Raw genomic sequence first — 12,616 nt, 5'->3', positions numbered from 1 at the left:
TCAGACCGTTCGCGCGGCGCGTGCCGGGGCCGGCCCTGCCTGAGCCAGGCGCAGGCCCAGCTCGACCATCGTCCAGCCCATCCGGTGACGCAGGCCGGGGCGCACGGGGGAGAACTCCGCTGCTTCGCGGTGGAGTTCGGCGGAGCGGTAGGTGTGGAGCAGGTGATGGATGTCGCTGTGCATGATGGTGATCCCCTCAGTCGGTGGGGCGCGGGAACACGTGCACGTGGGTGCGGACGACGGCCGACCCCTCGGTGCCCTCGGGGACTCGGCCCCGGTAGCTGTTCACCAGCTCCTGCATCTTCTCCGCGAGCTCAAGGGAGAGTTCGGGGGTGAGGCGCAGCTTGAAGTCGCTGAGGTCGAAGGCCTGACGCCACTCCTCAGGCCATTCGTGCAGCGTCCCGAGCCAGGTGTTCAGCTCCTGGGCGTGGGTGGTCGCCACCTCGTGGAGTACGACTCCGATGGCCCCGCGCACCTCGGGGTCCGGGTGTTGCAGGAAGTTCTCGGTGTGTCCGAAGACCGTGCCCGTGTGGACGGCCTTCCACCACCGCTCGCGCCCCTTGCCGCGCTCCGGGTCGTCCTCGACGAAGCCGTACGCCGCGAGCTGGCGCAGGTGGTAGCTCGTGGCGCCGCTGGACTCGCCGAGCCGGTCGGCGAGTCCGGAGGCGGTGGCGGGGCCGAACTCCCGCAGGGCGTTCAGCAGCCGGATGCGCAGAGGGTGGGCGAGTCCGCGCAGGGTGCGGGTGTCGACGTGGTGGATCCTGGGGTCGTCGGCGTACGACGCCGGCCTGTCTTCGGGCTCGTTCGGTGGCATGGGACGACCATAGAGTTGCAAAGACTGCTTTGCAACACGTTTTTTGCAACGAATCCTTTGGAACTCCGGGTTCTGCTCAGCCCTCCTTGATGAACCCCTCCTCCACCAGCCAGTCCTTCGCCACCTCGTGCGGGTCCTGCCCGTCCACGTCCACCTTGGAGTTCAGCTCCTGGGCGAGCGGCGTCGTCAGCTTCTCGGTGACCGGGGCCAGCAGTTCGGCGATCTCCGGGTACTTGTCCAGGGTCGCCGTGTGGATGGCGGGAGCGGCGTTGTAGTTGGGGAAGAACTGCTTGTCGTCCTCCATGACGTCCAGGTTCATCGCCTTGATGCGCCCGTCGGTGGTGTACACCTCGCCGAGCAGGCACGAGTCGGACTCCGACACCTGCGTGTAGATGATCCCCGCGTCCATCTTCTGGATGTTCGAGGCCGGCAGCTTCATCCCGTACTTCTTCTGCATGCCCGGCAGCCCGTCGTCGCGTGACGCGAACTCGTTCTCCACGCAGACCGTCACGGCCTTCGGGTCCTTCTTCGCGAGCGCGGCCACGTCCGAGAGCGTCTTCAGCTTGTACTTGGCGTTGTTCTTCTTGCTGATGGCCAGGGCGTACGTGTTGTCGAGAGTGGACGGCGGGAGCCAGGTCACCCCGTTGCCCTTGTCCTCGTCGCGTACCACCTCGTACTGCTTCTGCGGGTCCACGACCGGCTCCGCGTGGCCCAGATAGGTGATCCACGCCGTGCCCGTGTAGTCGTACAGGGCGTCGGCCTCGCCCTTGACGACCGCCTCACGGGCGCTGATCGACCCCGGCAGGTTCGTCCGGTCGAGGACCTCGGCGCCGGCCGCCTTGAAGAGCAGGCCCATGATCTGCCCGAGGATGATGTTCTCGCTGAAGTTCTTCGAGGTGACCGTCAGGGACGCGCCCTTGAGCGGCTTCCCCTTGCCGACCGATCCCGGTTCCACCTCGTCCACCAGCGGCGATCCGCTCTTCAGCCCGCACCCCGTGAGCAGGAGGGCGAGCGCGGCCGCCGATGCCAGGCCCGTACGTACCCTCACGCTTCCTCCAGTCCGCGCGGCGTCAGCCACAGTTCGACCAGCGAGGCCAGCCAGTCCACGAGCAGCGCCAGAACCACAGTCAGGACGGATCCGAGCACCAGCACGGGCATGCGCTGCGTCTGGATCCCCGAGGTGATCAGGTCGCCGAGTCCGCCGCCTCCGCCGAAGGTGGCGAGGGTCGCCGTGCCCACGTTGAGCACCAGTGCCGTCCGCACGCCCGCCAGGATCAGCGGAACGGCGAGCGGCAGTTCGACCCTCCTGAGCGTGCCCATCGCCGACATGCCGATGCCCCGGGACGCCTCCACGAGCGTCGGCTCGATCGAGTTCAGTCCCGCCACCGTGTTGGAGAGGACCGGCAGGACCGCGTAGATCACCATTCCGATGATCGCGGTCGACGGGCCGATCCCCAGCCAGATCACCAGCAGGGCCAGCAGGCCGATCGCGGGCGTCGCCTGACCGATGTTGGCGAGTGCCGTGACCCCGGGGGCCGCCTTCTTCAGTCCGCGCCGGGTCAGCGCGATGCCGAGCGGGATGGCGATGATCAGCACCCAGAAGGTGGAGATCGCCGTCAGCCTGACGTGCTGCCACCAGCGCAACTGCACGGTGTCGCCGGCCAGCGAGTTCTCCGCGACGGAGTCGAGGTCGACGTTGGTGATCCACAGATAGGTCGCGACCAGGACGACCGCGCAGACGGCCGGCACCAGCACGAGCTTCTTCCAGGTGATGCGGCGCCGCGGAGCGGACGGCGGCGGAGAGGGCTCCGCCTCCTCGTCACGGAAGGCGTGGCCTCCCACGTCGTGCTCTCCGGGCGGCCGTTCCCCCTTGGGGGGCGCCTGATGACTGGGGGTCATAGCCCGCTGCCACCACCCTCCAGCTCGTGCTCCGTCCGATGGGCACGCAGATGCTCCAGATCGTGTTCGTGCTCCATCGCGGCGAGCCGGTCGGCCTCCAGGAGTTCCTGTACGGAATTCATCAGGGTGTGCATGTCGACGACACCGATGAACTCACCGCGGCGCCCGGTCACGGCGACCCGCCCGCCGCTGTCGGTCAGGACCGCCTCCAGCGCGTCGTGCAGCGTCGCGTCCCGCGTCACGGTGTCGTGCACCAGCTGGCCGGCCCTGGCCAGCGAGCCCTTGGCCCGCATCAGGTCCCCGCGCCGGAGCCACTTGTACGGGCGGTTCCGGCGGTCCAGCATCAGGAGCTCGTTGTGCCGCCCGTCCCGCAGCTTGTTGAAGATCGACTGGAGCGGGTCCTCGACGGTCACCGTCGGGAAGTCGGCGATCCCCACGTCCCGAACACGGGTGAGGTTGAGCCGCTTCAGGGCCGCACCCGCCCCCACGAAGCCGGAGACGAAGTCGTCCGTCGGGTTGGTGAGGATGGCCTCCGGGGTGTCGAACTGCGCGATGTGCGACCGCTCCCGCAGCACCGCGATCCGGTCGCCCAGCTTGATCGCCTCGTCGAAGTCGTGGGTGACGAAGACGATCGTCTTGTGCAGCTCGTGCTGGAGCCGGATCAGCTCGTCCTGGAGGTGATCGCGGGTGATCGGGTCGACCGCCCCGAAGGGCTCGTCCATCAGCAGCACCGGCGGGTCCGCGGCCAGCGCCCGCGCCACCCCCACACGCTGCTGCTGGCCGCCCGAGAGCTGCCGCGGGTAGCGCCCGTGGAACTCCCGCGGGTCGAGACCGACCAGGTCGAGCATCTCCTCGACCCGGTCCTTCACCCCGGACTTCGACCAGCCCGTCATCTTCGGGACCAGGGCGATGTTCTCCGCGACCGTCATGTGCGGGAAGAGACCGGAGGACTGGATGGCGTAGCCGATCTTGCGGCGCAGCTTCACCGGGTCCATGTCGGTGACGTCCTCGTCGTTGATCCTGATCCGCCCGGACGTCGGTTCGATCAGGCGGTTGATCATCTTCAGCGTGGTGGACTTCCCGCAGCCGGACGGGCCCACGAGGATCACGGTCTCCCCGGCCTTGATGTCCATGGACACCTCGTCCACGGCGGGAGCGGGACTGCCGGGGTAGGACTTGCTGAGGTCCTCCAGCTGGATGGTGGCGCCCGAGGTGGCGGGGCGGGGCGGGGCCGACTCCGTCGACCCGGCGGCGGTGTCAGGCACGGATCCCCCTGGAGATGGTGAGCCGCCCGAGCAGTACGTACGCGGCGTCGAAGAGCAGAGCGAGAATGACGATGCCGATCGTGCCGGCGAGGACCTGGTTGATGGCGTTGGCGCTTCCGAGTGAGGCGAGCCCGCGGAAGATCTCGTTGCCGAGACCGGGGCCCGAGGCGTACGCGGCGATGGCGGCGATGCCCATCAGCATCTGGGTGGAGACACGGATGCCGGTGAGGATGGGCGGCCACGCGAGCGGCAGTTCCACCTTGAGCAGCCGCCTCGTCCGGGACATCCCGATGCCCTTCGCCGCGTCGACGAGGGACGGATCGACCCCTCGCAGTCCGACGATGCAGTTGCGGACGATGGGCAGCAGCCCGTACAGGGTCAGGATGATCACCGTGGGCGGGACCCCGAGGCCGACGAGCGGGATCAGCAGGCCGATCGCCGCGAGCGAGGGGATGGTGAGGATCGCCGAGGTGGACGTGATCGCCAGGGAGCCGCCCCAGCCGCTCCGGTAACTGACGACACCGATCAGGACGCCGAGGAGGGTGGCGATGACCATGCACTGGAAGACGGCGCTGGCGTGCTGATAGGTATCCGTGAGCAGCTGTTGATGCCTGGTGCCCAAATACTCCCAGAAGTTCACATGCTGCTCCCTCGACTCAGTCGGTGTCCTGTGCAGCCTGCTCAACCAGCGGGATAATACGCAGGGCCACCGGATTTTCCATGACGATCGCCGTGGAGGCCCGGACGATGCCATCAAAGCCCACGACCAGGTCGATCACCCGCTGGAGATCGGCGTTCGAGCGGGCGACGAGCCGGCAGAGCATGTCCCCGTGCCCGGTCGTGGTGTGCAGTTCCAGCACCTCGGGCACGCCACTCAAATGGGCCCGTACGTCCGTTCCTTGCCCCTGCTTGATCTCCAGCGTGGCGAACGCGGTGACGGGATAGCCGAGCGCCGCCGGGTCCACGTCCGGGCCGAATCCGCGGATGACGCCATTGGACTGAAGCCGGTCGAGGCGCGCCTGCACCGTCCCGCGCGCCACCCCGAGCCGCCGCGACGCCTCGAGCACACCGATACGGGGCTCGCGGGCCAGCAGCACGATGAGCCGGCCGTCCAGTCGGTCGATGCCCATGATCCGCCCCTCTGTGGTCAGCCTGTACAGACAGTCCGCCCATCCTGGCGGCGGGCTGTACGGATTGACCAGTGGAACGGCGAACTGTTGCGCACCTTGCGAAGCGGCGGGAACCTTCGGACATGACTGAGACTGTGCACACCACCCCCGACACCGCCCGGCAGGCCGATCCCTTCCCGGTCAAGGGAATGGACGCGGTCGTCTTCGCGGTGGGCAACGCCAAGCAGGCGGCGCACTACTACTCGACCGCCTTCGGCATGAAGCTCGTCGCCTACTCCGGACCGGAGAACGGCAGCCGCGAGACCGCGAGTTACGTCCTGACCAACGGCTCCGCACGCTTCGTACTCACCTCTGTCATCAAGGCGTCCACCGAATGGGGCACCTTCCTCGCCGACCACGTGCACGCACACGGCGACGGTGTGGTCGACCTCGCCATCGAGGTCCCCGACGCCCGGGCGGCCTACGCGTACGCCGTCGAGCACGGCGCGCGGGGCATCACCGAGCCGTACGAGGTCAAGGACGACCACGGCACGGTCGTGCTGGCCGCCATCGCCACGTACGGGAAGACCCGCCACACGCTGGTCGAGCGCGGCGGCTACGACGGGCCCTACCTCCCCGGCTACACCGCCGCGGACCCGATCGTCGAGCCGGCCGCCAAGAGGACCTTCCAGGCCGTCGACCACTGCGTCGGCAACGTCGAGCTGGGCCGGATGAACGAGTGGGTGGCCTTCTACAACAAGGTCATGGGCTTCACCAACATGAAGGAGTTCGTCGGCGACGACATCGCCACCGAGTACTCCGCCCTGATGTCGAAGGTCGTCGCCGACGGCACGCTCAAGGTGAAGTTCCCCATCAACGAGCCGGCGATCGCGAAGAAGAAGTCGCAGATCGACGAGTACCTGGAGTTCTACGGCGGTGCGGGCGTCCAGCACATCGCGCTCGCCACGAACGACATCGTCGCGTCGGTGAAGGCGATGCGCGCGGCCGGCGTGCAGTTCCTGGACACCCCGGACTCCTACTACGACACCCTGGGTGAGTGGGCGGGCGAGACCCGCGTGCCCGTGGAGACACTGCGCGAGCTGAAGATCCTCGTCGACCGTGACGAGGACGGATACCTGCTGCAGATCTTCACCAAGCCGGTCCAGGACCGCCCGACGGTCTTCTTCGAGATGATCGAGCGGCACGGCTCCATGGGCTTCGGCAAGGGCAACTTCAAGGCCCTGTTCGAGGCGATCGAGCGCGAGCAGGAGAAGCGCGGCAACCTGTAGCCACCGCACGGGACGGGCCCCTCTCCCAGCGGGGAGAGGGGCCCGTCCGCTCGCCGCTACGACGACGCCGGGGCGCTGGGCCCCTCCTGCCCGGAGGGGGCCGCCGACCGGGAAGGCTCCGGACCGGATCCGGCCCCGCCGTCCTCCTCGGCCTTCTTCCCGTCCTCCTCGTTCTTGGCCTCCCGTGACGGCTCCGGTGATGGTTCCGGCCGTGCTTCCTCCGCGGGCTCGGGCTCGGGCTCGACGGAGGGCTCCGGCTCCGGCGGCTGCATCTGCGCCGGACCGCCCGCCGCGGGCGCGCCCAGGGTGTCGAGCGCCTCCCGCGCCAGCGGTGCGGCCAGCGGTGAGAACTCCGGGTTCGTGCGGAGGGCCTGCTCCAGATGGCTGCGGGCCGGGCCGTCCTGGCCGAGGGAACTCTCGATCACCCCCAGGTGGTAGGAGTACGAGGCGTTCCTTACGCCCGTCCCCACCGCCTGCTCCGCGTACTGCATGCCCTCCTCGCTCCGGCCCGCCCGGTGCAGCGACCAGCCGAGGGCGTCCGCGACGGCGGAACTGCGGCGCTGCGCCTTCCATTCGGCGCGCAGCAGCTCCACCGCCGCCTCCGGGTCGCCGTGGTCCGCCTCGAAGCGGGCCTCGGTCAGTGCCTCGTTGACCCCGGCCGTCCTCGCCTGTGTGAGGAGGTCGCGGAGCTTCGTGTACTGGGTGCGGGCGTCGCCGTCCAGATCCAGTGACTCGTACAGCTCACCCAGTTCGAGCAGGTACTCCGGGCGGGGCAGCTTCGTCGTCGCCGTCCGGTAGTCCGCCAGCGCCTCGTCCGTGCGGCCCAGGGCCACCAGGGCGCGCGCCCTGCCCACGAGGGAGGCGAGATGGCCGCGGTCCGTGCGCAGGGCCGCGTCGTACTGCGCGAGCGCGTGTGCAGGCTCCCCGCGTTCCGCGGCGAGGTCCCCGAGCCGGTGCAGGGCGGCCGACTTCTCGGCCGGCGTGGTCGCGCGGTCCGCCGCCTCCTGGGCGGTGGCCAGGGCGTCCTCGCGCCAGCCCTGGTTGCGGTACATCTCGGACGTCCTGGCCAGGGCCGGCGCGCCCTTGCGCAGGGTGCCGAACTTCTCGGTGGCCCTGGCGGCCGCCGCGTACTCGCCGAGACCGTTGTAGGCGTCGATCAGCACCGGGTACGCGGTCCAGCTCTTCGGCTGCCTTTTGCGGACCGTCTCGCCCCACTTCTTCGCGGCGAGGAAGTCGTTCCGGGCGTTGGCGAGGGCCCCGAGCCCCACCCAGGCCTCCGCGTTCCCCCGCTCACCCGGCTGTGCGGCCAGCGAACGCTGGAGGGCCTGCTCGGCCCGGGTGTAGTAGGCCGCGTCGGCGGAACGCCGCCCCCATTCCACGTACGCCGTGCCGAGGACCGCCCAGGACGGGGCGTCCGCGGGGTGCGTCTCCACCCACTTCTGCCGGTCGCCGATGAGGGCGGTCAGGTCGGAGAGGGACGCCGGGGAGCCCGCCGCCGCGGCGGCCTCGGCCCGCGCCACGGGTCCCGGCGCGGGCGGTTCGGTCTTCCCGGCCCCGTCCGGTACGGCGATCACCGCACCGGTCACGAGCACGGCTCCGGCGATCGCGCCGAACGCCGCCCTGCGCAGCGTGGTGCGCATCGGCGCGGGAGGCGGTGGGACGGACGTCGCACCCTGGGGCGGCAGGGTGGAGGGGGGTGGCTCCGGGTTCTGCTGCGGCATGGCATCCATGGGCATCACTCTGCGTCAGTACGAAGATCACATCGCGCTCTGCGAAGGCTGACGCAGACGGGTTCACACCATTGGCCCCGGGTGTCACGCTTGGATCATGGACGCTCTCCTCGAACGACTGCGCGCGGGTCTTCCGGCCGAGGCACTCATCACGGACCCGGACGTCACCGCCTCGTACGCCCACGACATGGCGAGCTTCTGCGACGCGGGCGACCCCGCGGTCGTGGTGCTGCCGCGCACGGTCGAGGAGGTCCAGCACGTCATGCGGACCGCCACCGCCCTCCGGGTCCCCGTCGTCCCCCAGGGCGCGCGGACCGGGCTGTCGGGCGCCGCCAACGCCTCCGACGGCTGCATCGTGCTCTCCCTGGTGAAGATGGACCGGATCCTGGAGATCAGCCCGGTCGACCGGATCGCGGTCGTCGAACCGGGCGTCGTCAACGCCGTACTGTCGCGCGCCGTCGACGAGCACGGGCTGTACTACCCGCCGGACCCGTCGAGCTGGGAGACGTGCACGATCGGCGGCAACATCGGCACCGCGTCCGGTGGACTGTGCTGCGTCAAGTACGGCGTCACCGCCGAGTACGTCCTGGGCCTCGAAGTGGTCCTGGCCGACGGACGGCTGCTGAACACCGGGCGGCGTACCGCGAAGGGCGTCGCCGGATACGACCTCACCCGGCTCTTCGTAGGGTCGGAAGGCAGCCTCGGCATCGTCGTCAAGGCCGTCCTCGCGCTGCGGCCCCGGCCTCCGCAGCAGCTCGTGCTCGCCGCCGAGTTCCCCTCGGCGGCGGGCGCCTGCGACGCCGTGTGCCGGATCATGGAGCGCGGACACACCCCGTCACTCCTCGAACTGATGGACCGTACAACCGTGCGTGCCGTCAACGCGATGGCCTCCATGGGCCTCCCCGAGACGACCGAGGCACTGCTGCTCTGCGCCTTCGACACGCCCGACCCCGCGGCCGACCTCGCCGCGGTCGGGGAACTGTGCACCGAGGCAGGGGCCACCGAGGTCGTGCCCGCCGGGGACGCGGCCGAGTCCGCACTCCTGCTGCAGGCACGCCGTCTGGCCCTCCCCGCGCTGGAGACCGTCAGGTCCGCCACGATGATCGACGACGTGTGTGTGCCGCGCTCCCGCCTCGGCGAGATGATCGAGGGGACCGCCGCCGTCGCCGAACGGTTCGGTCTCACCATCGGCGTCTGCGCCCACGCGGGAGACGGCAACACCCACCCCGTCGTCTGCTTCGACCACACGGACGCCGACGAGTCCCGCAGGGCCCGCGAATCCTTCGACGAGATCATGGCGCTGGGCCTCGAACTGGGCGGCACCATCACCGGAGAACACGGGGTGGGCGTGCTGAAGAAGGAGTGGCTCGCCCGCGAACTGGGTGAGGTGGGCGTCGAGTTGCAGCGCGGCATCAAGGCCGCGTTCGACCCGCTCGGTCTGCTGAACCCCGGCAAGCTGTTCTGACGCCCGCGCACGCCGCTTCAGGCCTCGCCGTCCTTCGGTTCGTCCTGGGACCAGGGGTCGCCCATCCACAGGTCGTCGGCCGGCAGCGGGGTGAGCAGCTCGGCGAGGGCCCCGTCCAGTCCGAGCAGCGTGCTCTCGGTCCCCGGAGGCACCACCACCAGGGTGCGCTCCACCCAGGCGGTGACCGCCGCCGACGGCACCTCCAGCAGGGCGTTGCCGTCGGGCGAGGTGAGCGCGACACAGATGACGCCCTGGTCCTCGACCTTGGTCGGCCAGATCCGCACGTCCCCGTGCCCGCACGGCCGGAAGGCGCCCTCCACGAGGAGTTCGCGGGCGAACGTCCAGTGCACGGGCGACTCGGAGCCGATGTGGAAGGTGATGTGCACGGCGTACGGGTCGTCGGTGAAGTAGGAGAGGCGGGCGGGTACGGGTACGGACCGTTCGGGCGACAGGACCAGCTTCACTTCCAGCTCGCGTTCCACGGCGTTCTGCATGAGGGTGCACGACCTTCCGATGCTCGTAGGGTCCGGTCCCACGACCGGTCCGCAGAAGGAGAGAGCGCCCTCCCGGACGTCTATGACGCGACTTCCCAGAAAAACTTCCCCGGACCCTGAAAGTGGTCCAAACGGCAGGACAGGCACGGGGGTGCTCGGCTGTCTGATAGATGTGGACCCTTGTATTGAGGCCTCGAAGAGATACGGGACCACGGTGATGAGCGCCCCAACCCCGGCACCCGGTGACGAACGCCCCCGCGAGGGGTACTACCCAGATCCCTCCATTCCCGGATACGTCCGGTACTGGAACGGGGCTTCGTGGGTCCCCGGCACGAGCCGCCCCGCGCCCCCGCAGGGTGAGACCACTCCCACGGCACCGCCTGCCCCGGCGGCCGGTGCGGCCCCGCAGCCGCCGGCCCCGGTCGACGAGACCGGGCCGATGTACCTCGACGAGGTCGACGTGTCCGGCGGGGACGGTGTGACCGGCGGCGGTGAGGCCGACGTGACGCCCGGCCGTCCCAGGCCGGCGTCCGCCTGGCAGGCGGACACCTCCCGGCAGACCGGATTCGGCGGTGAACGCGACCACCGGGTCTCGTGGGGCGGCCCGGATCCGCGCGTGCCCGAGGCCCGTGCGCTCGAACCCGGTACGCCGCCGTCCACGGCCCCCGGCCCGTCCGCGGCGCCTGCCGAGGCCTCCGCCCCGGCGGACGGCGCGCCCGCCGGCTCCCAGGGGCCCTCCGGTTCCCTGCGGCCCGGCGCACCCGACCCGACGCGTGGTGCCCTGCCCGGGATGCGTGGCGGCAACGACCAGGTGACGGACGGCACCGTCACCATCCGGGCCGACCGGTCCGGCAGCGGTGCCGGCTCCCGCCCGCCGACCGACGGAACGGTCACGATCCGCGCGGTGGGTCCCGGCACCGCCCGCCCGCCGCGTCCGCGTGAGGAGGGGCCGGCCCCCGCCGACGGGACGATGGCGATCCGCGCCGTGCCGCCCGGCGGCGTACCACAGCCCGTCGCCCCCGCACCCTCGCCGACCCCGCCGCAGGCGCAGGCGCAGGCGCCGGGGCTGAACACACCGCAGGCGCAGGCGCCGGGGCTGAACTCACCTCTGACGCAGGGGCCCGGCGGTGGGTCCGCGTCCTGGCCGCAGCAGGCCCACCAGCTCGCCCAGCCCGAGCGGACGGCCCGCCCGCAGCAGCACAGCCCCATGGCCGCGCAGCAGCAGGGCGTCAGGCCGGAGCAGCAGCAGCCCGTCGTGCCCTGGAAGCCGCCGGTGGAGGACCCGTTCCAGCACCTCGCCCGGTCCCAGGCCTCCGCCAGGCCCGCGGCGCTCGGCAAGCGGCTGGCGGCCCGGCTCCTCGACACGGTCGTTCTCGGCGTGGTCGTCGGAGCGGTCGGCTTCCCGCTGGTCACGCAGGCGCTGGACCACATCGACCGGAAGATCGAAGCGGCGAAGATGTCCGGTGAGACGGTCACCGTCTGGCTCCTGGACTCCACCACCGCCGGCCTGTTCGGCGGGGTGCTCGCCGCCTTCCTGGTCCTCGGCTTCCTCCTGGAGGCCGTGCCCACCGCCAAGTGGGGCCGCACGCTGGGCAAGAAGCTGTGCGGTATCGAGGTGCGGGACATCGAGTCGCACGACGCGCCGGCCCTGGGCGCCGCACTGCGCCGCTGGCTGGTGTACGGGGTGCTGGGCCTGATCGTCGTCGGCGTGTTCAACGTGCTCTGGTGCCTGATCGACCGCCCGTGGCGCCAGTGCTGGCACGACAAGGCGGCACGCACCTTCGTCGCAGGCCGGTAGAGGCCCCGTACGCCCGTGTGCTGACGCCCCGTCCCCCGAAGGGACCTCAGCCGTTGCGGGGCCTCGTGGGCCGGGGTGCACTGCACCCATGAGTAACGTTCCGCCGCCTCCGCCGCCCGACGACGACCCGTTCTCGAAGCGGCCGCCGCAGGGGCCGCCGCCTCCTTCGGGCGGTCCGCCCCACGACAGCGGGCCGCCTCCGCCCCCGCCGCCGAACGACCCGTACGGTGGCGGGGGTCCCTACGGTGGCGCGGATCCGCTGGCGGGCATGCCGCCGCTCGCCGAACCGGGCAAGCGGATCCTGGCGCGGCTGATCGACTTCCTCATCATCTCGATCCCGCTGTACCTGATCTCGCTGCCCTTCGGCGGGGCGGTCGACGTCTCGGACGACGGCGGCAACGACGACTTCGGCAACGCGGTGGGCAACGCCTACACCGGGCACCAGCTGGTCTGGTCGCTGATCGGCCTGGTGGTGTACGTCGCCTACGACACGTACTTCACCCACAAGGACGGGCGGACGCTGGGCAAGCGGCTGCTGAAGATGCGCGTGGCGATGCTCAACGACGGCTCGGTCCCCGACACGAGCTCCTCGCTGATGAGGGCCGTCGTGCTCTGGCTCCCGGCGCTGCTGTGCTGCCCGTGCCTGTGGTGGCTCATCAACATCGTGCTGATGTTCACGGACAAGCCCTACCGGCAGGGTCTGCAGGACAAGGCGGGCAAGACCGTCGTGGTCACCGTCCCCTGAGCCGACCG

Annotated in this window: 13 protein-coding genes; 4 read left to right on the top strand and 9 right to left on the bottom strand. The window is 70.5% G+C overall.

Translation table 11 applies throughout. The features are described from left to right. The 7 genes from HED23_RS30505 to HED23_RS30475 form a co-directional block, all read right to left on the bottom strand. Window positions 1-183, bottom strand: a complete 183-nt coding sequence (locus HED23_RS30505) for a hypothetical protein (RefSeq protein ID WP_203186555.1) — start codon at window positions 181-183, stop codon at window positions 1-3. A 13-nt stretch (window positions 184-196) separates the two neighbouring features. After that, entirely contained in the window at window positions 197-814 is a 618-nt protein-coding gene (locus HED23_RS30500; protein ID WP_203186554.1) for an ArsR/SmtB family transcription factor, read from the bottom strand. Window positions 815-890: 76 nt separating this feature from the next. Continuing rightward, on the bottom strand, window positions 891-1,862 hold the full coding sequence (locus tag HED23_RS30495) for a glycine betaine ABC transporter substrate-binding protein (protein ID WP_203186553.1): 972 nt from the start codon (window positions 1,860-1,862) through the stop codon (window positions 891-893). Next, entirely contained in the window at window positions 1,859-2,713 is an 855-nt protein-coding gene (locus tag HED23_RS30490) for an ABC transporter permease (protein WP_203186552.1), read from the bottom strand. The genes HED23_RS30495 and HED23_RS30490 overlap by 4 nt, the downstream gene beginning before the upstream one ends. After that, entirely contained in the window at window positions 2,710-3,978 is a 1,269-nt protein-coding gene (locus HED23_RS30485) for an ABC transporter ATP-binding protein (protein ID WP_203186551.1), read from the bottom strand. Before HED23_RS30485 ends, HED23_RS30490 begins: the two co-directional genes overlap by 4 nt. Further along, window positions 3,971-4,618: an ABC transporter permease gene (locus HED23_RS30480; protein WP_203186550.1), complete on the bottom strand. Its 648-nt coding sequence runs from the start codon at window positions 4,616-4,618 to the stop codon at window positions 3,971-3,973. The genes HED23_RS30485 and HED23_RS30480 overlap by 8 nt, the downstream gene beginning before the upstream one ends. 16 nt (window positions 4,619-4,634) lie before the next feature. Next, window positions 4,635-5,108, bottom strand: a complete 474-nt coding sequence (locus HED23_RS30475) for an Lrp/AsnC family transcriptional regulator (protein ID WP_203186549.1) — start codon at window positions 5,106-5,108, stop codon at window positions 4,635-4,637. Window positions 5,109-5,230: 122 nt separating this feature from the next. Here HED23_RS30475 and hppD point away from each other — a divergent pair, with 122 nt between their 5' ends. Continuing rightward, the gene (hppD, locus tag HED23_RS30470) at window positions 5,231-6,376 is read left to right on the top strand and encodes a 4-hydroxyphenylpyruvate dioxygenase (RefSeq protein ID WP_203186548.1); all 1,146 of its coding nucleotides are present in this window, start codon (window positions 5,231-5,233) and stop codon (window positions 6,374-6,376) included. 56 nt (window positions 6,377-6,432) lie between these two features. Here the strand turns inward: hppD and HED23_RS30465 are convergent, their stop codons facing one another. Further along, window positions 6,433-8,106, bottom strand: a complete 1,674-nt coding sequence (locus tag HED23_RS30465; protein WP_203186547.1) for a tetratricopeptide repeat protein — start codon at window positions 8,104-8,106, stop codon at window positions 6,433-6,435. Between the two features lie 97 nt (window positions 8,107-8,203). On the opposite strand from HED23_RS30465, the gene HED23_RS30460 reads away from it, so the two are divergent. After that, complete coding sequence (locus HED23_RS30460; protein ID WP_203186546.1) at window positions 8,204-9,571, top strand: FAD-binding oxidoreductase; 1,368 nt, start codon at window positions 8,204-8,206, stop codon at window positions 9,569-9,571. A gap of 17 nt (window positions 9,572-9,588) precedes the next feature. Here the strand turns inward: HED23_RS30460 and HED23_RS30455 are convergent, their stop codons facing one another. Beyond that, entirely contained in the window at window positions 9,589-10,065 is a 477-nt protein-coding gene (locus tag HED23_RS30455; protein WP_203186545.1) for an SsgA family sporulation/cell division regulator, read from the bottom strand. A 217-nt stretch (window positions 10,066-10,282) separates the two neighbouring features. Between HED23_RS30455 and HED23_RS30450 the strand changes: the two genes are divergently transcribed. Both HED23_RS30450 and HED23_RS30445 read left to right on the top strand, forming a co-directional pair. Continuing rightward, entirely contained in the window at window positions 10,283-11,863 is a 1,581-nt protein-coding gene (locus HED23_RS30450) for an RDD family protein (RefSeq protein ID WP_203186544.1), read from the top strand. Between the two features lie 88 nt (window positions 11,864-11,951). Further along, complete coding sequence (locus HED23_RS30445; protein WP_203186543.1) at window positions 11,952-12,608, top strand: RDD family protein; 657 nt, start codon at window positions 11,952-11,954, stop codon at window positions 12,606-12,608. Window positions 12,609-12,616 lie beyond the last annotated feature (8 nt).

Origin of the sequence: Streptomyces pratensis, from assembly GCF_016804005.1 — a bacterium.
Classification (GTDB): Bacteria; Actinomycetota; Actinomycetes; order Streptomycetales; family Streptomycetaceae; genus Streptomyces; species Streptomyces pratensis_A.
This window is presented reverse-complemented; position numbering and strand designations above follow the sequence as displayed.

What these genes read in the sequence shown, in the direction of transcription:
- hppD (WP_203186548.1), top strand. Translation starts at nt 5,231, where the DNA reads ATGACTGAGACTGTGCACACCACCCCCGACACCGCCCGGCAGGCCGAT.
- HED23_RS30450 (WP_203186544.1), top strand. Translation starts at nt 10,283, where the DNA reads ATGAGCGCCCCAACCCCGGCACCCGGTGACGAACGCCCCCGCGAGGGG.
- HED23_RS30445 (WP_203186543.1), top strand. Translation starts at nt 11,952, where the DNA reads ATGAGTAACGTTCCGCCGCCTCCGCCGCCCGACGACGACCCGTTCTCG.
- HED23_RS30505 (WP_203186555.1), bottom strand. Translation starts at nt 183, where the DNA reads ATGCACAGCGACATCCATCACCTGCTCCACACCTACCGCTCCGCCGAA.
- HED23_RS30460 (WP_203186546.1), top strand. Translation starts at nt 8,204, where the DNA reads ATGGACGCTCTCCTCGAACGACTGCGCGCGGGTCTTCCGGCCGAGGCA.
- HED23_RS30455 (WP_203186545.1), bottom strand. Translation starts at nt 10,065, where the DNA reads ATGCAGAACGCCGTGGAACGCGAGCTGGAAGTGAAGCTGGTCCTGTCG.
- HED23_RS30500 (WP_203186554.1), bottom strand. Translation starts at nt 814, where the DNA reads ATGCCACCGAACGAGCCCGAAGACAGGCCGGCGTCGTACGCCGACGAC.
- HED23_RS30465 (WP_203186547.1), bottom strand. Translation starts at nt 8,106, where the DNA reads ATGGATGCCATGCCGCAGCAGAACCCGGAGCCACCCCCCTCCACCCTG.
- HED23_RS30490 (WP_203186552.1), bottom strand. Translation starts at nt 2,713, where the DNA reads ATGACCCCCAGTCATCAGGCGCCCCCCAAGGGGGAACGGCCGCCCGGA.
- HED23_RS30475 (WP_203186549.1), bottom strand. Translation starts at nt 5,108, where the DNA reads ATGGGCATCGACCGACTGGACGGCCGGCTCATCGTGCTGCTGGCCCGC.